This window comes from Acidimicrobiales bacterium (assembly GCA_041394265.1).
Taxonomy (GTDB): Bacteria; Actinomycetota; Acidimicrobiia; order Acidimicrobiales; family SZUA-35; genus JBBQUN01.
The window spans coordinates 396,858-414,716 of the sequence record JAWKIO010000006.1; the positions used below are offsets into that span (position 1 = coordinate 396,858).

At 67.7% G+C, this 17,859-nt stretch carries 14 protein-coding genes; 7 read left to right on the forward strand and 7 right to left on the reverse strand.

Annotation, left to right across the window (positions count from 1 at the left end):
- Window positions 1–142 precede the first annotated feature (142 nt).
- The 4 genes from R2733_26135 (at window position 143) to R2733_26150 (ending at window position 4,514) form a co-directional block, all read left to right on the forward strand.
- The gene (locus R2733_26135) at window positions 143–1,207 is read left to right on the forward strand and encodes a class I SAM-dependent methyltransferase (GenBank protein ID MEZ5380001.1); all 1,065 of its coding nucleotides are present in this window, start codon (window positions 143–145) and stop codon (window positions 1,205–1,207) included.
- Window positions 1,208–1,345: 138 nt separating this feature from the next.
- The gene (locus R2733_26140) at window positions 1,346–1,693 is read left to right on the forward strand and encodes a PadR family transcriptional regulator (protein ID MEZ5380002.1); all 348 of its coding nucleotides are present in this window, start codon (window positions 1,346–1,348) and stop codon (window positions 1,691–1,693) included.
- A 179-nt stretch (window positions 1,694–1,872) separates the two neighbouring features.
- Window positions 1,873–2,835, forward strand: a complete 963-nt coding sequence (locus R2733_26145) for a hypothetical protein (GenBank protein MEZ5380003.1) — start codon at window positions 1,873–1,875, stop codon at window positions 2,833–2,835.
- Window positions 2,836–2,873: 38 nt separating this feature from the next.
- Entirely contained in the window at window positions 2,874–4,514 is a 1,641-nt protein-coding gene (locus tag R2733_26150) for a fumarate hydratase (GenBank protein MEZ5380004.1), read from the forward strand.
- Between the two features lie 81 nt (window positions 4,515–4,595).
- Here R2733_26150 and R2733_26155 read toward each other — a convergent pair whose 3' ends face one another.
- The 4 genes from R2733_26155 to R2733_26170 are packed head-to-tail and all read right to left on the reverse strand — an operon-like array spanning window position 4,596 to window position 8,792.
- Window positions 4,596–5,351 carry an SDR family oxidoreductase gene (locus R2733_26155; protein ID MEZ5380005.1) on the reverse strand — a complete coding sequence of 252 codons (756 nt, stop codon included), beginning with the start codon at window positions 5,349–5,351 and terminating at the stop codon, window positions 4,596–4,598.
- Window positions 5,348–6,784, reverse strand: a complete 1,437-nt coding sequence (locus tag R2733_26160) for a M20/M25/M40 family metallo-hydrolase (protein ID MEZ5380006.1) — start codon at window positions 6,782–6,784, stop codon at window positions 5,348–5,350. Before R2733_26160 ends, R2733_26155 begins: the two co-directional genes overlap by 4 nt.
- A 20-nt stretch (window positions 6,785–6,804) precedes the next feature.
- Window positions 6,805–7,227 (reverse strand): hypothetical protein, encoded by a 423-nt coding sequence (locus R2733_26165; GenBank protein MEZ5380007.1) that lies wholly within the window; start codon window positions 7,225–7,227, stop codon window positions 6,805–6,807.
- Window positions 7,228–7,256: 29 nt separating this feature from the next.
- On the reverse strand, window positions 7,257–8,792 hold the full coding sequence (locus R2733_26170) for an AMP-binding protein (GenBank protein MEZ5380008.1): 1,536 nt from the start codon (window positions 8,790–8,792) through the stop codon (window positions 7,257–7,259).
- Between the two features lie 218 nt (window positions 8,793–9,010).
- Here R2733_26170 and R2733_26175 point away from each other — a divergent pair, with 218 nt between their 5' ends.
- Window positions 9,011–10,669, forward strand: coding sequence for a hypothetical protein (locus R2733_26175; GenBank protein MEZ5380009.1), 1,659 nt, complete (start codon window positions 9,011–9,013; stop codon window positions 10,667–10,669).
- Window positions 10,670–10,745: 76 nt separating this feature from the next.
- Here the strand turns inward: R2733_26175 and R2733_26180 are convergent, their stop codons facing one another.
- Window positions 10,746–11,645 (reverse strand): LLM class flavin-dependent oxidoreductase, encoded by a 900-nt coding sequence (locus R2733_26180; GenBank protein MEZ5380010.1) that lies wholly within the window; start codon window positions 11,643–11,645, stop codon window positions 10,746–10,748.
- A gap of 119 nt (window positions 11,646–11,764) precedes the next feature.
- On the opposite strand from R2733_26180, the gene R2733_26185 reads away from it, so the two are divergent.
- Window positions 11,765–12,646 carry an LLM class F420-dependent oxidoreductase gene (locus R2733_26185; GenBank protein MEZ5380011.1) on the forward strand — a complete coding sequence of 294 codons (882 nt, stop codon included), beginning with the start codon at window positions 11,765–11,767 and terminating at the stop codon, window positions 12,644–12,646.
- 94 nt (window positions 12,647–12,740) lie between these two features.
- Here the strand turns inward: R2733_26185 and R2733_26190 are convergent, their stop codons facing one another.
- Window positions 12,741–13,697: a type IV toxin-antitoxin system AbiEi family antitoxin domain-containing protein gene (locus tag R2733_26190; protein ID MEZ5380012.1), complete on the reverse strand. Its 957-nt coding sequence runs from the start codon at window positions 13,695–13,697 to the stop codon at window positions 12,741–12,743.
- A gap of 124 nt (window positions 13,698–13,821) precedes the next feature.
- Window positions 13,822–15,108, reverse strand: coding sequence for a hypothetical protein (locus R2733_26195; protein MEZ5380013.1), 1,287 nt, complete (start codon window positions 15,106–15,108; stop codon window positions 13,822–13,824).
- Window positions 15,109–15,243: 135 nt separating this feature from the next.
- Between R2733_26195 and otsB the strand changes: the two genes are divergently transcribed.
- The gene (gene otsB / locus R2733_26200; GenBank protein ID MEZ5380014.1) at window positions 15,244–17,793 is read left to right on the forward strand and encodes a trehalose-phosphatase; all 2,550 of its coding nucleotides are present in this window, start codon (window positions 15,244–15,246) and stop codon (window positions 17,791–17,793) included.
- Window positions 17,794–17,859: the final 66 nt, after the last annotated feature.

Sequence of the window (17,859 nt, forward strand, 5' to 3'; positions counted from 1 at the left end):
CGACCGCCTTCGCCGGTTTCTTGGGTCAAGATTGTTTCAATCCACTACGGTGCGCCCGGCGGGAACGACCGCCGGGGGGAACCGATCGATGGAACACCGTCAGAAACACGGTAGGGAACACGACCAGGAACAGGGTGACGGCTTGCCGGCCGACCAGGTCAAGCTGTTCAGCTTCAAGGTGTGGACCTACCGCATGGGCGAGCAGGTGTCGTTCACGATCCACCTCGGCGACCTTCTCGGGTTGTATCGAGCGATGGCAGGCCAAGGCCCGCTGTCGAGCGCCGCATTGGCGTCTTCGCTCGGGTTCGACGAGCGCTTCGTGCGCGAGTGGTTGTACGGGCAGGCCGCCGCCGGGCTGGTCGAGTTCCGCTCCGCCGACGAGCACGTGTTCGAGTTGACTGACGTGCAGGCGGCCGTGCTCGCCGACGAGGAGCACTCGATCGCCTTCGCCGCCGGGGCGTTCAGTGGCGGACCCCAGCGCGCTGTCATCGACGCGATTGCCGAGTCGTTCCGGACCGGTGTCGGCCTCACCTACGAGCAGCAGGGCCCGGCCACCGCAGCGGCGATGGGCCGGATGACCGGGCCTTGGTCCCGCCAAGCATTGATCTCGACCATCCTCCCGTCGCTCGACGGCGTCGTCGAGCGGCTCGAGCAAGGTATCGACGTCCTCGACATCGGCTGTGGTGCCGGGCTCACGCTCTGCCTGATCGCCCAAGCCTTCCCCAACAGCCGCTGCGTCGGCTACGACCCGTCGGAGTCGGCGGTCCGCCTGGCCCGCAGCCGGGCCAAGGACCTCGGGCTCACCAACATCGATTTCGTGGTCGCCATGGCCGACGACGTGCCGCCCGACCCTCGATTCGATCTGGTGCTCACCTTCGACTGCCTGCACGACATGCCTCGTCCCGACCTCGCCGCCGCCTCGATCGGGGCGGCGATGAGCGCCGATGCCACCTGGCTGATCAAGGACATCCGGTCGTCGGGCAGCTTCGAGACCGATCGTCGGAACCCGTTGCTGGCCTTGTTCTACGGGTTCTCGATCGAAACCTGTCTCCAGTCGGCGCTCTCCGAACCGGGGGGACTCGGACTCGGCACGCTCGGCCTGCACGCCGAGCGCCTCGAGGAGCTCACGACCGCTGCCGGGTTCCCCTCGCTCCGGGTCCACGACTTCGACGATGCGGCGAATCTGTATTACGAGGTTCGCCGCTGATGGATTGAGCAACTTGGCTCCGTAGGAGCATCCCTGGAGCACACGAGCCGGCCCTAGGCTCGTGGGTACCCAATGTGTCCGGCTCGATTTGCGAGCATCACCCTTGGGCGGCGTCAAAGGCATACACTTTTTGAAGTCATGAGACGACGAAGTGTCGACCATCTGGTCCCGAACGAACAACGCACCCTGCGCGCTGCCTGGCAGCTCCAGCAACAGGGCGTCACCGAAATCCACGGCTATCTCCTGGCCCGGCAACTCAAGGACCGCTCGGAGGGGGCGCCGGTCATGGCGTACTCGACGGTCTATCGATGCCTCGAGCGACTCGAGGAGCGCGGCCTGATCGCCTCGTTCGAATCGAGCGACGTTGCGTCGGGAGGTCCGCCCAGACGCATGTTCACCATGACCGAACGCGGCACCGCCGTGGCCGCCGCCCTGCCGCCCGACGACTCGGGTTTCGATCTCGGCGACGCGTCGAGCACCTCCTAAACCACGCTCGGCGCCCGATCGCCGGACGCTGCGCGTCGGGCCGACCACGAGGGGTGAAAGCCTCACGATTTGTGTCGAACATGCCCGCCAATGCGCCATCGAGCGTCCATACTGTTGGTTTGTTCAATGGTGTGGAGGCGCACATGTGGGGTGAATCGACAGCGCGACGCGCGCTTGTCTTGGCAGCAGTTCCAGCGTTTTCGTTGGTGGTGGGCGTCGGGAGCGCGGCAGCACAGCCGATCTTCCAGCCGACGTTCAGCGACTCACAGCTGTGTGTCACCGTCGATCTCGACAACGCGTTGCTGCAGGGCCCCATCGAGTACTCGCCCAGCCACGCCGTCGATCTGCCCGCTGGCGAGATCGTGATCCCCGAGGCCATCTCGTGGGACGAGTACCCCAACCGTGAGCTGACGCCCACCCAGGTCAGCGAGCGCTGGGAGCTCGAGTTCCTCAACGCCGACGGCGAGGTCATCGCCACCTCCGACGCCGTGCCCGACGTTGCCGACGGCGTGCGGCGAGCCGAATACATCGGCGCCCTCGGCAGCGTGACGCTGCCCGAGCCGGCCGCCGCTGTTCGGGCCCATCACCGCACCGACCTTCCCTTCGACCCCACCCCCGCCAGTGTCCACGCCTCCGGTGTCACGCTGTGTTGGGAAGAGGGCCTGACCCCGCCGGTGTGCACCGACGCCAACGGCGACGCCATCGATGCCAACGCCGACGGCACGTGCCCCACCGAGCCGGCCGTGTGCGTCGACGCCAACGGCGACCCGCTCACCAATGCCGACGGCACCAATGTCGTGGAAGACGCCAACGGTGATTGCCCGGCGGCGCCACAGTGCGTCGGGGCCGATGGCACGGCCACCGAGCCCCAGGCCGACGGAAGCTGCCCGCCGTCGGGTCCGGTCCTCCCGCAGTGTCTCGGGTCCGACGGCACCGCTGTCACCCCCAACGCCGACGGCACCTGCCCCGAGCCCGAGCCTGCCGGCCCGGTGGTGACGCCGTCGCAGCCATCGCCCGCCCCGGCGCAGCCCCAGGGCGGCCAGCTGCCGGTCACGGGCAACGAGTCCATGATCCTGCTGCTCTCGGGTTTGTGGCTCCTCGCCGCCGGCACGACCGCCACCATGTTCGTGCGCACTCGCTGATCGCTGGGTCTTCCCGGGGGCCGCGATAAGTTGGCGGCATGGCCGAATTCGCGTATCAAGACGTCTTCCCGCTCGGCGAGGACACCACCCCCTACAGGCTCCTGACCACCGAGGGCGTCGAGGTCGTCGACCTCGGTGGTACCGAGTTTCTCCGGGTCAGCGACGACGCAATCCGTCTGCTGACCGCCACGGCGATTCGCGACATCTCGCACCTGCTGCGGCCCGGTCACCTGGCGCAGCTGGCCAAGATCCTCGACGACCCGGAGGCATCGGCCAACGATCGCTTCGTGGCCACCGAGTTGCTGCAGAACGCGAACATCGCGGCGGGCTTCGTGCTCCCCGGCTGCCAGGACACCGGCACGGCCATCGTCAAGGGCAAGAAAGGCCAGTACGTCCTCACCAGTGGCGACGACAAGGCACCGATTTCCCAGGGCATCTTCGACACCTACCAGTCGTCGAACCTGCGCTACTCCCAGATGGCCCCCCTCAGCATGTGGGACGAGAAGAACACCGGCACCAACCTGCCGGCCGAACTCAAGATCGAGGCCGTGCCCGGCAGCGCCTACAAGTTCTTGTTCATGACCAAGGGCGGCGGTTCGGCCAACAAGAGCTACCTGTTCCAAGAGACCAAGGCGCTGCTCAATCCGACCAGCCTCAAGCGGTTCCTCGACGAGAAGCTGCGTCTGCTCGGCACCTCCGCCTGCCCGCCGTACCACCTGGGCCTGGTGATCGGCGGCACGTCGGCCGAACAGGCGGTCGAGACCGCCAAGCTCGCCTCGGCTCGCTACCTCGACTCCCTGCCCACCTCGGGCTCGGCGTCGGGTCATGCCTTCCGTGATCTCGAGATGGAAGCCGAGGTGCTCGCGCTCACCCAGTCGTTCGGGATCGGCGCCCAGTTCGGCGGCAAGTACTTCTGCCACGACGTCCGCGTGATCCGTCTCCCCCGCCACGGAGCGTCGCTCCCGGTGGGAGTGGCCGTCAGCTGTTCGGCCGATCGCCAGGCGCTCGGCAAGATCACCGCCGAGGGCGTCTTCCTCGAACAGCTCGAGACCGACCCGGCGAAGTACCTCCCCGAAGTCACCCACGACGACCTCGGTGGCGAGACGGTGCGGATCGATCTCAACCAGCCGATGGCCGACATCCGAGCCGAGCTCTCCCGTCACCCGGTGAAGACCCGCCTGTCGCTCACCGGCACCCTGGTGGTCGGACGCGACATCGCGCACGCCAAGATCAAAGAACGCCTCGACGCCGGCGACGAGATGCCGGAGTACCTGAAGAAGCACCCGATCTACTACGCCGGTCCGGCGAAGACGCCCGACGGCTACGCCTCGGGCTCGTTCGGCCCCACCACGGCCGGCCGCATGGATTCCTACGTCGACCAGTTCCAGGCAGCGGGCGGTTCGATGGTCATGCTCGCCAAGGGCAACCGCAGCCAGCAGGTCACCGACGCCTGCAAGCGGCACGGCGGCTTCTATCTCGGCTCGATCGGCGGCCCCGCCGCTCGTCTGGCCAAGGACTCGATCCGCTCGGTCGAGGTCTTGGAGTATCCCGAACTCGGGATGGAGGCCATCTGGAAGATCGAGGTCGAGGACTTCCCGGCGTTCATCGTGGTCGACGACAAGGGCAACGACTTCTACGCCGAGACCTCCCGCCCGGTCGATCTCGGCGTCAAGCGCTAAACGCGCCGCCCCGCGGCTGGGAGTTGTGAGCGCCAGCGAGCAACTCCAAGAGACTCCAGAGGCCCCCAGGGCCGAAGAGTTTCAACCCACAAGGGTCGAGCCACCGTCGACGACGAAGATCTGGCCGGTCGCGTACTTGTTGCGCAACAGCGCCAGGACCGCTTCGGCACAGTCGTCGGGGGTGGCCGACCGCCCCATCGGTGCGGTTGCCGCCACCGACTCGTGCAGCGGCCCCCAGGTTTCGGTCCACGGGGTGGCCACCAGTCCGGGGGCAACCGCATTGATCCGCACCGGACCCTGTGACTTGGCGAGCAGGACCGTCATGTGGTTGAGCGCCGCCTTGGTCATGGCGTAGGCCACCGACGAGCCGACCGGGCGCACGCCGGCAATCGAGGTGATGTTCACGACGGCACCGTCGTCGCTGGACTTCAGCAGTGGCATGGCGGCCTTGGTCAGCCACCACGTGCCGTAGACGTTGACCTGGAAGGTCTTGTCGAAGATGTCGTCGGTGAGCGCCTCGAGATCCTTGTGGGGCACGACGGTGGTCCAGCCCGCGTTGTTGATCAGGTAGTCGAGCCGTCCGAACCGCTCGACGGTGGCGTCGAGGAGTGCTTGGCCCTGCGCCTGGTCGGCGATGTCGGCGCGGACATAGATGCTCTCGCCGGGCAGTGCCGCCGAGACGGCCTCGCCCGCCTCGACCGACGACGCCGAGTTGACGACGACCTTGGCTCCGAGCTCACTGAGACGGTGAGCCGTCTGCTCGCCGATCCCGCTGGACGATCCGGTGACGATCGCGACCCGACCGTCGAATTCGTTGTTGGTGTTCTGGGCGTTCATTGGTGACTCCGATGGCTGGTTGCGTGGGCATTCACCACAGCGGCGAGGCAGTTGGTCAGCTTCTCCGCGTAGGCAAGATGCAGGAATTCGTTGGGTCCGTGGGCGTTCGCTTCCGGGCCGAGGACGCCGGTGATGACGAACTGGGCGTCGGGGAACCGCTCACCGAGCATGCCCATGAAGGGGATCGAGCCGCCCTCGCCGAAGCGCTGCATGGACTTGCCGAAGCTGGCGAGCGACGCCGCTTCGAGCGCGTCGGCCAGCCATGGGGCGAGATCGGGAGCATTCCACCCGGCACCGGCCTCGACCCCGTCGAAGGTCACGATGGCACCTGATGGCGGGTCACTGGTCAGCACCTGGGCCAACTCGGCTTCGACCACGCTCGGGTCGACGGTCGGCGGCAGGCGCAACGACAGTTTCAGGACCGTCTCGGGGCGCAGCACGTTGCCGGCCGAGCGAGTCGAGGGCAGCCCGTCGGCGCCCGTGACCGACAGCGCGGGGCGCCAGGTGCGAGCCAGCAGGGCGTCGGCCGGACCAGTGCTCATCAGCTCGAGACTCGGAACCGTGGCGAACGGCTCCATCGAGCCCTCCCCCAGTTCGTCGGCCAGCGCTTCGGCCTCGGCGACTCGATGGGCAGGAATCTCGCACCATGCCGAGTCGAGCAGGACCCGCCCGGTGGCGGCGTCTTCGATGCGATCCAGCAATTGGCGAGCCAAGCGGAACGACGAGGGCACCACGCCACTCGCTGCTCCGGAGTGGATGCCTTCGGTGACGACCTGCACGCCGAGCTTGCCGCCGACCATGCCACGCAGCGACGTGGTGAGCCACAGCGTCTCGTAGTCGATGCAGCCGGAGTCGAGACACAGCACCAGGTCGACGTCGCCCAGCTCATCGGCCAGCGCATCGACGTGGGCCGGCAGGTCGGGCGAACCCGATTCCTCGGACGCCTCGATGAGCAGCAGACAGCGGGCGTGCGATCCGCCGGACTGCTGGACCGCTTCAATCGCGGTCAGACTGGCGAAGGCGGCATAGCCGTCGTCGGCACCGCCCCGGCCATACAGGCGTCCGTCCTCGATCACCGGGGTCCACGGGCCGAGATCGTCGCGCCAGCCGACCATCTCGGGTTGTTTGTCGAGGTGCCCGTAGAGCATCACGGTGGTGTCGACGGCCGGGGTACCGAAGGGATCGATCTCGACGAGGATCAGCGGGGTGCGCCCCGGCAACGTGCGAACCTCGATCCGGCGGACACCGGCGACCGGGCGAGATTCGAGCCATGCCGTGATGTGGTCGACCGCCGCCTGCAGGTGCCCCGTGGCCACCCAGTCGGCATCGAATGCCGGCGACAACGCCGGGATGGCGATGTACGCCTCGAGCTGAGGGGTGAGGTCGTTCGCCCAACGGTCGGCGATGAACGTCGAGGCAGCGGCGGTGTCCATGAGCTTCCTTGGTCTGGCGGTCAGCCGGGGAGGGCGCCGCAGTCGTAGGTGGCGGTGAAGTACTTGTCGAAGAACTGGTCGGTCAGCTCTCCACCGACGAGCACGTCGAGATCGTCGTCATCGATCTGGTCGACCAGCGCAGTGGCGACACAGTCGGCGGCATCGGCCTCGAGGTCTCGCTCGAGCAGCATGGCAACGAGCTGATCGTGCACGTCGCCGGTCTGACCACAGTGGAACTGCGCTCGGTACTGGGCTTCGCCGAACGCGGCCGTGGGGGTCGGCGCCTCCAGTTCGAGTTCGACGCCCTCGACCTCGAAGGCATCCACGAGTGCGCCGACGACGCAGGCTGCCTGGTCGTCGGTCACCTCGGGATGGCTCGCCTGATACGCCTCGACGAGGTCGTCTTCGGTGAGCGGAGACGAGCAGGCACCGGCCAGCAGCACGATCGCAAGCGCGGCCCGGAATGGGGGTCTCAGTTGACCATCCGATCGCGGCCTTCCCAGAACGGTGCCCGGAGCTTGTATTTCTGGAGCTTGCCGGTGGCGGTGCGCTCGAGGGCGTCGCGGAACTCGATCGAGGTCGGGCACTTGTAGTGGGTGATCCGCTCCCGGCAGAAGCCGATGAGGTCGGCCTCGGTGGTGGTGCTGCCCGGGGTGAGCACGACGAGCGCCTTCACGGTCTCGCCCCACTTCTCGTGAGGCACACCGATCACGGCCACCTCGGCGACGTCGGGATGTGAGAACAGGGTGTCCTCGACCTCGATCGACGAGACGTTCTCACCGCCGGAGATGATGACGTCCTTCTTGCGGTCGGTGATCGAGTAGTAGCCCTCGTCGTCCATCTGGCCACCGTCGCCGGTGTGGAACCAACCGTCACGCAGCGCCTCCGCGGAGGCCTCGGGGTTCTCCCAGTAGCCCTGCAACACGTGGTTGCCCCGAGCGAGGAGTTCACCGTCGGCCGCAACGCCCATCGTGATGCCGATGGTGGGCGCACCGGCTCGACTCAGCTTCTGGGCCCGCTCCAGTCCGGACAGGTCGTCCCATTCCTGGCGCGAACGGCTCATGGTGAGCAGGGGCGCCGTCTCGGTGAGGCCGTAGATCTGGATGAACTCCCAGCCCAGCTCGCGCTCCATGCGCTCGATCACCGCGGTGGGCGGCGGGGCGCCGGCGACGACCATGCGCACCTTGTCACGGCCGGGGATCTCGCCCTCCCAGGTGGAGGCGGCCTCGAGAACCGCCGCCACCACGGCCGGGGCGCCACACATCAGCGTGACTCCCTCGGCCTCGATGCGACGCAGGATCTCGGCGCCGTCGACCTTGCGCAAGACCACGTGCTTCACGCCCATCCCGGTGACGGTGTAGAGCATGCCCCAGCCGTCGCAGTGGAACATGGGCAAGGTGTGGAGGTAGACGTCGCGGTCGGTGACCGTGGCATGCCAACCGAAGGTGACGGCGTTGGTCCAGCGGGCCCGATGGGTCTGCTCGACGCCCTTCGGTCGGGCGGTGGTGCCCGAGGTGTAGTTGATCGAGGCGATGGCGTCCTCGTCGGGGGTCCACGGTTCCGGCGTGCCCTCACGGCCGAACCACACGGCGTCGGACTCCTCGCCGATGATCCACTTGTGCTTGCACTCGATCCCGGCGAGATCATCGGCGAGTTCGGGGTCGATGAGCAGGGCTTCGGCGCCACAGTGCTCGACGATGTATTCGACCTCGGGCGCCGACAGGCGGAAGTTGATCGGCACGAAGACCCGCCCGTTGCCCGACACTCCGAAGAACGACGCCAGCATGCGCCCGGCGTTGTGGGACACCATGGCCACCCGAGCGCCGAAACCCAGTCCGAGCTCGTCCATCGCCACGCCCATCGAGCGCCGCATGTCGTTCATCTCGGCGTAGGTGAGTCGTCCGAGCGACGGCGCCGGCTGATCGGGCTCGTCGACGATCGCGACACGGTCGGGATAGACCGCAGCAGCGCGATCGAGGAAGTCGTTGATCGTCAGTGGGACCTTCACAGCAGTTCTCCGGTGTCGGTGGGCTCATGCGACCTGGCGGCCCGAGGCGCCCCCGAAGGTAGTGCACAGTTCACCCCGACGAAAGCAGTCGAGAAACGAGCCCGCGGTCCGGTCGCCGGTTCCGTTTCGTGGGCCGTTCGGCCCATGCTGGTCGAGATTCGGTGCTGTTCGTCCCGCGTTCTGCTTGATCTTGCGTCGTTGCTGCCGACGGGCATCGGGTGACCTTCTCAGCGCCACCGATCGGTTCCGGCGAGTGGCTGACCACCGGGCCGCTCGGGCCTGCGCATCTCGCCGGACGAGTCTCGATCATCGTGTTCTTCTCGATCAGCAGCGAGGCGTCGTGGGTGCGCCTGCGCCAACTCGAGGACCTGAGCGCCGACATCGGCGACACACTGGCCATCATTGCCGTCCACAGCCCTCGCCACCCCGCCGAGCGAGACGTCGAAGCGGTCAACCGTGTCCTCGACCGGGCCGGCGTCACGTTCCCCGTCGTCCACGATCCGGATCTGACCACCTGGGCCCGCTACTCCCCCGGCGGCTGGCCGTCGACCGTGGTCATCGACCACAAGGGCAAGATTCTGGGTATCAGCCAGGGCGTGGACGACCTCGACGTGTTGTTCGAGGCGGTGAGCTTGGCCGAGTCGCTTGCGGTCGCCGAGCGCCCCACGCCCGACGCCGATCACCTGCGCCCGCTTCCCACCCCGACGCCCAATCGCCGCTCGACCGATCGTGGCCTGTCGTGGCCCGGCGGACTGTGTCTGCTGTCGAACGGACGGGTGGCCATCGCCGACTCCGGGAACGACCGGGTGCTCATCGTCGAACTCGACGCCGCCGCCACGACCGCTCGTGTCCGACGCATCCACGGCGGGTTCGATCGTCCATCGCAGGTCTGTGAACTCCCCGATGGATCACTCGCTGTGTCCGAACCGAAGAACGGTCGGGTGATGCGGCTGGTACAGGACGAGTTGTCGCTCGCCAACGGGGTCGAACCCGAGGTGCTGGTCGACGGCTTCCTTCGACCTCGTGGCCTCACTGTCGACGCCGACGGTTCGCTCGTCATTGCCGACGCCGGCGCCGATCAGCTGTTCCGCCGGCGTGCCGACGGCACACTCGGTCCCATCGCCGGGTCGGGACGCACCGGCTGTGCCGACGGCCCGGCCGGTCGAGCTGACCTCGCCCAGCCGATTGCCGTGACTCGCGCCGAACGTGGCCTGACCTTCCTCGATGTCGCTTCCAGCAGCCTGCGGTTGCTGACCGACGATGGAGCGATCCACACCGTCACCGGCGGTCGACTCGACCAGGCCGGTTTGGTGGACGGACCGGCCGATTCGGCGGTGCTCGACCGGCCCATGGCCCTGGCGACGCTGGCCGACGGGTCAGTGGCGATCGCCGACACCGGCAATCATCGCCTCCGAGTGCTGCGCAACCGCAAGCTGACCACGCTCGGTGTCGCCGGGCTCGATCAGCCCGAGGCGATCATCGAGTTCGATGAGGGCCTCCTGCTCGTCGCCGACGCTGGCAACCACCGGATCGTCATGGTCGACCTCGAGAGCCACCGGGTGTGGGCCGTCGCAATCGACGAACCCGAACGGCGCAGTGGCCGGGCCTCGACCGGATCGAGCATCACGGGCTCCGCCGACTCGACCGTGCTCATCGAACACCCGACCCCCGGGCCCGGTCCGTGGCGAGTGTCGATCTCCTCGAGCCCGGATCACCTCCTCGCCTGCCCGCTGCGAGTGGTTCGCTCGACCGCCGGCGACCCCGTGTCGGTCCGCCTCGGCGAGCCCGGCCGCGGTCGGATCGCCGTGCACGTTGCCGGCAAGGACCCCGCCACCGCCCGGGTGCAGGTCCGCCACCTCACCGTCCTCGACCGCTGACCCACCCCAAACCCCAGCAACTTTGGAGAGTTGACACCTCTGAGCGGCATCAACTCTCCAAAGTTGCGCTTGGTTGCTAGGTCTCCAAGGGGCGGACGATGCTGGCCAGGTCGGCCAGTTCGCTCGACCAGTCGTCGGGCTCGGTGACCGGGATGATGACGAACTTGGAGAAGCCGACGTCGACGAACCGGCCGATGGCGGCCGGTAGTTGCTCGGCGTCGGGGACGATGTCGGAGGGCTCGGCGTCGGGATTGCGAGCCTTGACGATCGCGGTCATGGCGTCGGACACCGGCTCGCCGGGTCGTCGGTAGGGAATCAGCGCCCCGAAGTGCTCGGGGTCGATCTCGCGCTCGTGCTCGGCGGCGATCGCCTCGATCGTGACCCGGGCCTCGGAGACCTGCTTCGGCGTGCAGAACGACGGCAGCCAACCGTCGCCCATCCGCCCGATGCGCTTCAGTTCGAGCGGGGCGATGCCGCCGAGCCACACGTCCATCGGCGACTGGATGGGTTTCGGCCTGATCGTCACGTCGTCGATGGTGAAGCGCTTGCCGGCGTGCGACACGTGGTCCTCAGCCCAGAGCCGCTTCATCAGCGGCAACGCCTCGTTGAACCAACCACCGCGATCGGTCCGCTCCACGCCGAACGCCTGGTGCTCGGCCGAGTTGGCGACCCCGAGCCCGAAGGCCGGCAGCAGCCGCCCGTTCGACAACCGATCGAGACTCGCCAGCGACTTCGCAAGCACCACGGGATTGCGCCCGGGAAGCACCATGACCGACATGCCGACCTTCAGCTTCTTCGTGCGGGCCACGGCGAACGCCATGCCGACCAGCGGGTCGGGGCACTCGCCCGTGATCCGTTCCGACAGCCAGAGCGAGTCGAATCGCTCCCGTTCGAGTGCGTCGACCAGTTCGCCGAAGCGGTCCTGATCGTTCGTCTCACTTCGTGTCCCGAGTCCGTACCCCACGCGAATCTTCACCGGCTCAGACTCGCACGCTTCGCCCTGCGCCGCACTTCCGGTCAGCTCGACCCGTTCGCCCCCTTTGATACGGCTGGACCCGTTCGCCCCATCGATGCAGCGCGGCTACGTTCGGCCGGGTGAAAACAGGACTCGCCTTCGCCAACACCGGACCATTCGCCAACCTCGAGGGGCTCGTCGACCTCGCTCAGTCGTGTGAACGGGCGGGCATCGAATCGCTCTGGACCGTCGAGCACGTGATCTGGCCGACCGAGTACGACTCCGCCTACCCCTACTCACCCACCGGCAAGATGCCCGGCGACAAGACCTCGGCCATCCCCGACCCGCTGATCTGGTTGGCGTTCGTCGCCGCCCACACGACCGAGCTCGTGCTCGGTACCGGGATACTGATCCTGCCCGAGCGCAATCCGGTGGTGCTGGCCAAGGAGGTCGCCACCCTCGACCACCTGTCCAAGGGTCGGCTCGAACTCGGTATCGGGGTGGGCTGGCTCGAGGAGGAGTTCGATGCGCTCGGCGTGCCGTGGGCCGCTCGGGGCAAGCGCACCGACGAGTACATCGCCGCCATGCGTGCCCTGTGGGCGAGCGACGACGCCGACTTCGACGGCGAGTTCGTGTCGTTCACCAACGTCAGCTCCAACCCGAAGCCCACCCGCTCGGTCCCGTTCGTGATCGGGGGCCACTCCGAGGCTGCCGCCCGCCGCGCCGGACGTCTGGGCGACGGCTTCTTCCCCGGCAAGGGTTCGATCAGTCAGCTGCGCGAGCTGTTCGACATCGTCCACCAGAGTGCCGCCGACGCCGGGCGTGACCCGCTCGCCATCGAGATGACCGCCGCACACCCCGGCATCATGGGCGATGATCCGGTCGGTGCCGCCCAGGAACTCGCCAGCATCGGTGTGACCCGCACCATCCTCCCGGCGTTCCTCCTGCTCGGCGCCGAGGGCGCCGAGGCAAAGGCCACCGAACTTGCCGAGAAGATCATCGCCCCCATCGCCAACGTCTGAGCAACCTCAGCCCGAGGACCCTCCACTCCGAAATGGGACAAAACCGACCGCTCGTGGTCGGTGTTGTCCCATCTGGGCTGGGCTGGGCCATCGGTCAGGCCACCAGGCCGTTGTCGATTCGGAACCGGGCGGCGGCGACGATGTGGTCGACGAATCGGTCGGGGTGGTGGGCCTGCCACCACGTGACGTAGAACATCCGCCAGCCGACGCTGCCGAGGTGGATGTCGCGCACGTTGTCGGCGTCGACGACCTTCGGGCCCCAGTGGAAGGTCTGGCTGTGGCCCTCGATCCCGATGAGTACGTTCGGAATGGCGACGTCGATCCGGTAGACGTGCCCGTCGACGACCACCTCGTACTGGAGCTCGATCGGCGGCAGATCACGATGACGGAGCAGCCGCTCGATGACTCGCTCGAACCAGGAATCGGTGACGCCGTCCGCACGCCTCGGGTCGTTGAGCACACGGTCGAGGGCTGCCACACCTCGGCTTCCGGCTGCACGATGTCGATCGGCCGTCTCTCGAAGCCAGGCCATCGACGACGTGCGAGAGAACTCGTCGACCGCCCGCTCCACCAGATGAGGTGAGTCCCAGCCCAGCTGACAGACCGCAGCGGCGCGGCTCACGACGGGCAATCCGTCGACCGCAGTCACGTCTCGCGCCGGATCGATCGCTGCGCTTCGACGGATGTCGATGCCGCTGACGCTGGTCTTGGCCTTCGACGGGAGCCAGATCGATGGCGTCGGCGGATGCTCCGGGATCAGCCCGTGCAACGCCGCCGCCGAACCATGCGAGAGCACCCCGCCAGTTGACGTGCCGTCGCGATGATCCTGCCGAGTGGCCAGGGTGGCGACGTGGAGCTGTTGTCGCTGGGTCGGCGGCGCCGAACGCAGCAGGTAGACCCTGGGGTGAGGTCGCAAGAGCTGGCCCTGCTCGACTGCCCGACGAAGCCGGCGCTGTTCGATTCCTGCAGTGGCGGCCTCGGATGCATGGAAGGTGCCGTGTCGAGAGGCCGCGAGCTCGACGACGGCATGCCACGCCGTGTCGTTTCGCATGGCCCGAACGCTAGCCACGCCCAGTGACAGCGGCGGACTCCACCCGATCGATCCGGCCCAAATGGGACGAAACCGACCACGAACGGTCGGTTTTGTCCCATTTCGATTGGTGGGGACGGCTGGGTCAGAGGCAGCCGGTGGCGGTGACGATGCCGTCGGATTCGGTCACCGTGCGCTTCGAACCGGCGGGGGCGGCGGCCGCCCAGTCGTCGAAGGCGGTCCCGAACTCGGCGGTGTCGGCCTCGGTGTCGCCGGTAACGGTGACGGCGGTGCAGACCTGCCCGGCCGAGCGCCAACTCACGTAGCGGTCGCCACCCCAGCCGTCGCCGACCTCGGGGCCGAACCAGAGGTTGAACGTGACCTCGCCCAGGACCCCGCGATCGAACGCGTCACCGCTCGGCGAGTCCTCGGCAACCGGCAACGCCGGTTCGCCGCTGTCGTAGGCATCGAGGTGGAACACCTGCTCGGTGGTGGTCGGTGGCGAGTCGAAGAGAGCGTCGACCGCGTCGATGCCGCCGGCGTCGTAGATCGCCTGCACGAACGACGCCCCATCGGTGTAGGGCGAGATCTGTAGCTGGAGGACGAACATCGGCACCGTGAACAACAGGTCCAGGTCTTCGGGAGCGATCGCCCCCAGTTCGAGTGCGTCGAGCTCGGACTGTTCGGCAGGCGTCAGGCTGGCCCGCCACGCCTGTTCGACGAGCGTCGCACTGCCCTCCACCACGTGGAGGAAGCCACTGCCGATTTCGTCGTCGCTCAGGTCGTACTCCGGTCGGGACAATTCGAAGTACTGGTCGTCCCAGGCATGCGTCAGCTCGTGCACCATCACCATCTGGGTGTAGAGGTTCACCTCGGTGCCGTTGACGTTGAGCTCCCCGGTCTCGGTGTTGTAGGCGCCCACCACCCCCAGCTCGAGCGTGGTCCGCAGCGCGTCGGCGAGGTCGACGTCGGGTTCGATGAGCCCGAGCGACCGCAGCGAGTCGCCGCTGTTTCGCAGATCCTCCTCGGCATCGGCGAAGTCGGCGAGCAGGAACTCGTCGAACGCCGCCTCGTCGATGAAGTTGACGGTCGGGAAGGTCTTGAACGGGCGACCGCCCTTGAACTCCTCGATGAACGCCACGGCGTCGCAGACCTCGATGATCGTGCCCTCAGGACAGCCGTCGACTGGCGTCCCGGCCGTGGTCTCGTCGCCGTCATCGTTCGACTCGGGCGAAGCGGTGCCCTCGGCCGACGAGGTGAGTCCTCCCGTCGCCGCCTCGGCGTCACTGGTTCCGAACCGCCGACCCGTGACGGCGACCAGGGCGACCAACACGAGTGCGGCCGCAGCAACGGCAGCGAGCGCCAGTCGTGCCCCTTCGGGCACGCGCCCCGCGGTGGGCGGAGGCGATGAAGGTGGTGCGGGAACGTTCATGACGAGGTCAGTATCGGCGGCGAAGCGGGTGCGCTGTAGTCCGCCGATGGTACCGAGCGAACCACTCGAGGTCGGGTCGCCCGAAGGCTGCGGAGGTCCGGGTGGTGGCAGGATTCTTTCGATAGGTTTTGGCCCATGACGACCGACAGCCTCGGTGAGCTGGGCGAGCGCATCCGCCAGCTGGCTCGTGTGCCGAATCTGCTGGTGGCGTGCGACTACGACGGCACGATGGCCGAACTCACCGATGATCCGATGCAGGCGTTTCCGCATCGCAATTCGGTGGCTGCGGTCCGGGCACTGGCTGAGCAAGCCAACACGCACGTTGCTGTCATCAGCGGTCGCAGCCTCCGCGACCTCGCCACGCTGTCACGCTTTCCCGAGGAGATCCGCCTCGTCGGCAGCCACGGCAGCGAGTTCGACCTCGGGTTCAGCGCCGAACTCTCCGACGAGCTGATCGAGCGTCGTCGCCAGATCACCGAGGCGGTGCAGGCAATCGGCGCTCGCCACGGCGCCCGGGTCGAAGGCAAGCCCACCGGCGTCGTCCTGCACTTCCGCGGCCTCCCGCCGGAGGTGGCCGATGCCGCACGGGCCGAGGTCGTCCGCGGTCCCGCCGGTCTGCCCGGTATCAGCACTCGTAACGGCCGCGACGTGGTCGAGATGTCGGTGATCCAAACCAACAAGGGTTGGGCGCTCGACACGATCCGATCACAGGTGGGCGCCAGCGCCGTGGTCTTCGTCGGCGACGACGTCACCGACGAAGACGCCTTCCGCACCCTCGCCGGGCCCGATGTCGGTATCAAGGTCGGCGAGGGCAAGACCGCCGCCGGCTTCCGGGTCCACGACATCGAGACCGTTGCGCAGATCCTGGCGCTCCTCGGCGAGCTCCGCTCCGACTGGCTGCGAGGCTCGGGACTCGTGCCGCTCGAGGAACACACGATGCTGTCCGACCTGCGCACGGCAGCGATCATCTCGCCGACGGCGAGGATCAGCTGGTTGTGTGCTCCGCGCATCGATTCGGCCGCCGTCTTCGCCGAACTGCTGGGCGGCCCTTCGGCCGGATACTTCGCCATCACCGACGCCAACGGCGACGGCCCGATCGACCAGCGGTATGTCTCGGGCTCCATGATCGCCGAGTCCAGGTTCAACGGGTTCACCCTCACCGACTACCTCGACGTCTCCAACGACCGCTCACAACGCCTCGCCGGCCGCTCCGATCTGCTCCGAGTGCTCGAAGCGTCCGCTAGCGGCAGCGGCGGCACGGCCCGCATCGAGTTCGCACCGAGGCTCGACTTCGGTCGTTTCCCGACACGGCTCGAAATCCGCGACGACGGCGTCGCCGTCATGGGCACTGCCGACCTCATGGTGCTCCGCTCCCCCGGGGTCGAATGGACCCTGATGCCCGACGGCCACAATGTCACTGCGGTCGGCGTTGCCGATCTGTCGAACGGTCCGGTCGCCCTCGAGCTTCGCGCCGGCACCGGCACCTTGCGCGAGGACTCTCGGACCGAACCCGATCGACGCGACGAGACCGAGCGTTTCTGGCGCTCGTGGCTCTCCCAGCTCGAGCTCCCGGGCATCGAGCGCGAGCTCGTCGGCCGCAGCGCACTCACCCTGAAGGGTCTCTGCCACGGCCCGACGGGCGCCATCGTCGCTGCCGCGACGATGAGCCTGCCCGAGCACCTCGGCGGCGTCCGCAACTGGGACTTCCGCTACTGCTGGCTGCGCCACGCATCGCTCACGGCCTCGGCCCTCGCCCGCCTCGGGTCCCACGTCGAAGGCATGGCGTTCCTCGACTGGGTGCTCAACATCTTGTCGACCCGCTCCGACCCCGAGCGCCTGGCCCCGCTCTACAACGTCACCGGCCGCCACCTTCCACCCGAGGCCGAGATCACCGAACTCCCGGGCTACGGCGGGTCCCGCCCGGTCCGGGTGGGCAACGCCGCCGAGGGGCAGGTCCAACTCGACGTCTTCGGCCCGATCGTCGATCTCGTGCACACCCTGCTGTCACGGGGCGAGGCGCTCTCGTCGGAGCACTGGCGTCTCGTCGAATCGATGGTGCTCGCCGTGTCGCGACGCTGGACCGAGCCCGACCACGGCATCTGGGAGATCCGCAAGCCCCCGAGACATCACGTGTACTCCAAGGTCATGTGCTGGGTGTCGGTCGACCGGGCCATCTCGATCGCCGACCAGTTCCTCGATCGGGAACCGGCGGCGTGGGTCGATCTGCGGGCCGAGATCGCCACCGACATCCTCACGCACGGATGGAAGCCCGATCGGGGCACGTTCACTGCGGCCTACGACGGTGACGACCTCGACGCCTCGGTACTCGCTGTCGGCCTGAGTGGTTTGCTCCCGCCCGACGACCCGCGCTTCGTCTCGACTGTCAACACCGTCGAGCGTGAACTCCGCAACGGCAACACGGTCTATCGCTATCTCGAAGACGACGGGCTCCCGGGGCGCGAGGGCGGTTTCCACCTCATGACCTCGTGGCTGATCGACTCGCTCGACCTCGTCGGCCGGCGAGACGAGGCCATCGAGTTGTTCGGCGAACTCTGCGCCCTCACCGGCGGCACCGGGCTCCTCACCGAGCAGTACGACCCGGCCAGCCGACGAGCCCTCGGCAACCTCCCGCAGGCCTACAGCCACCTCGGCCTGATCAACAACGCCCTGAACCTCGATCGATAACCGCCAGAGCCCGCCTCTCTCCCCGGCAACTTTGGCGAGTTGACACCGCTGAGCGGTGCGAACTCT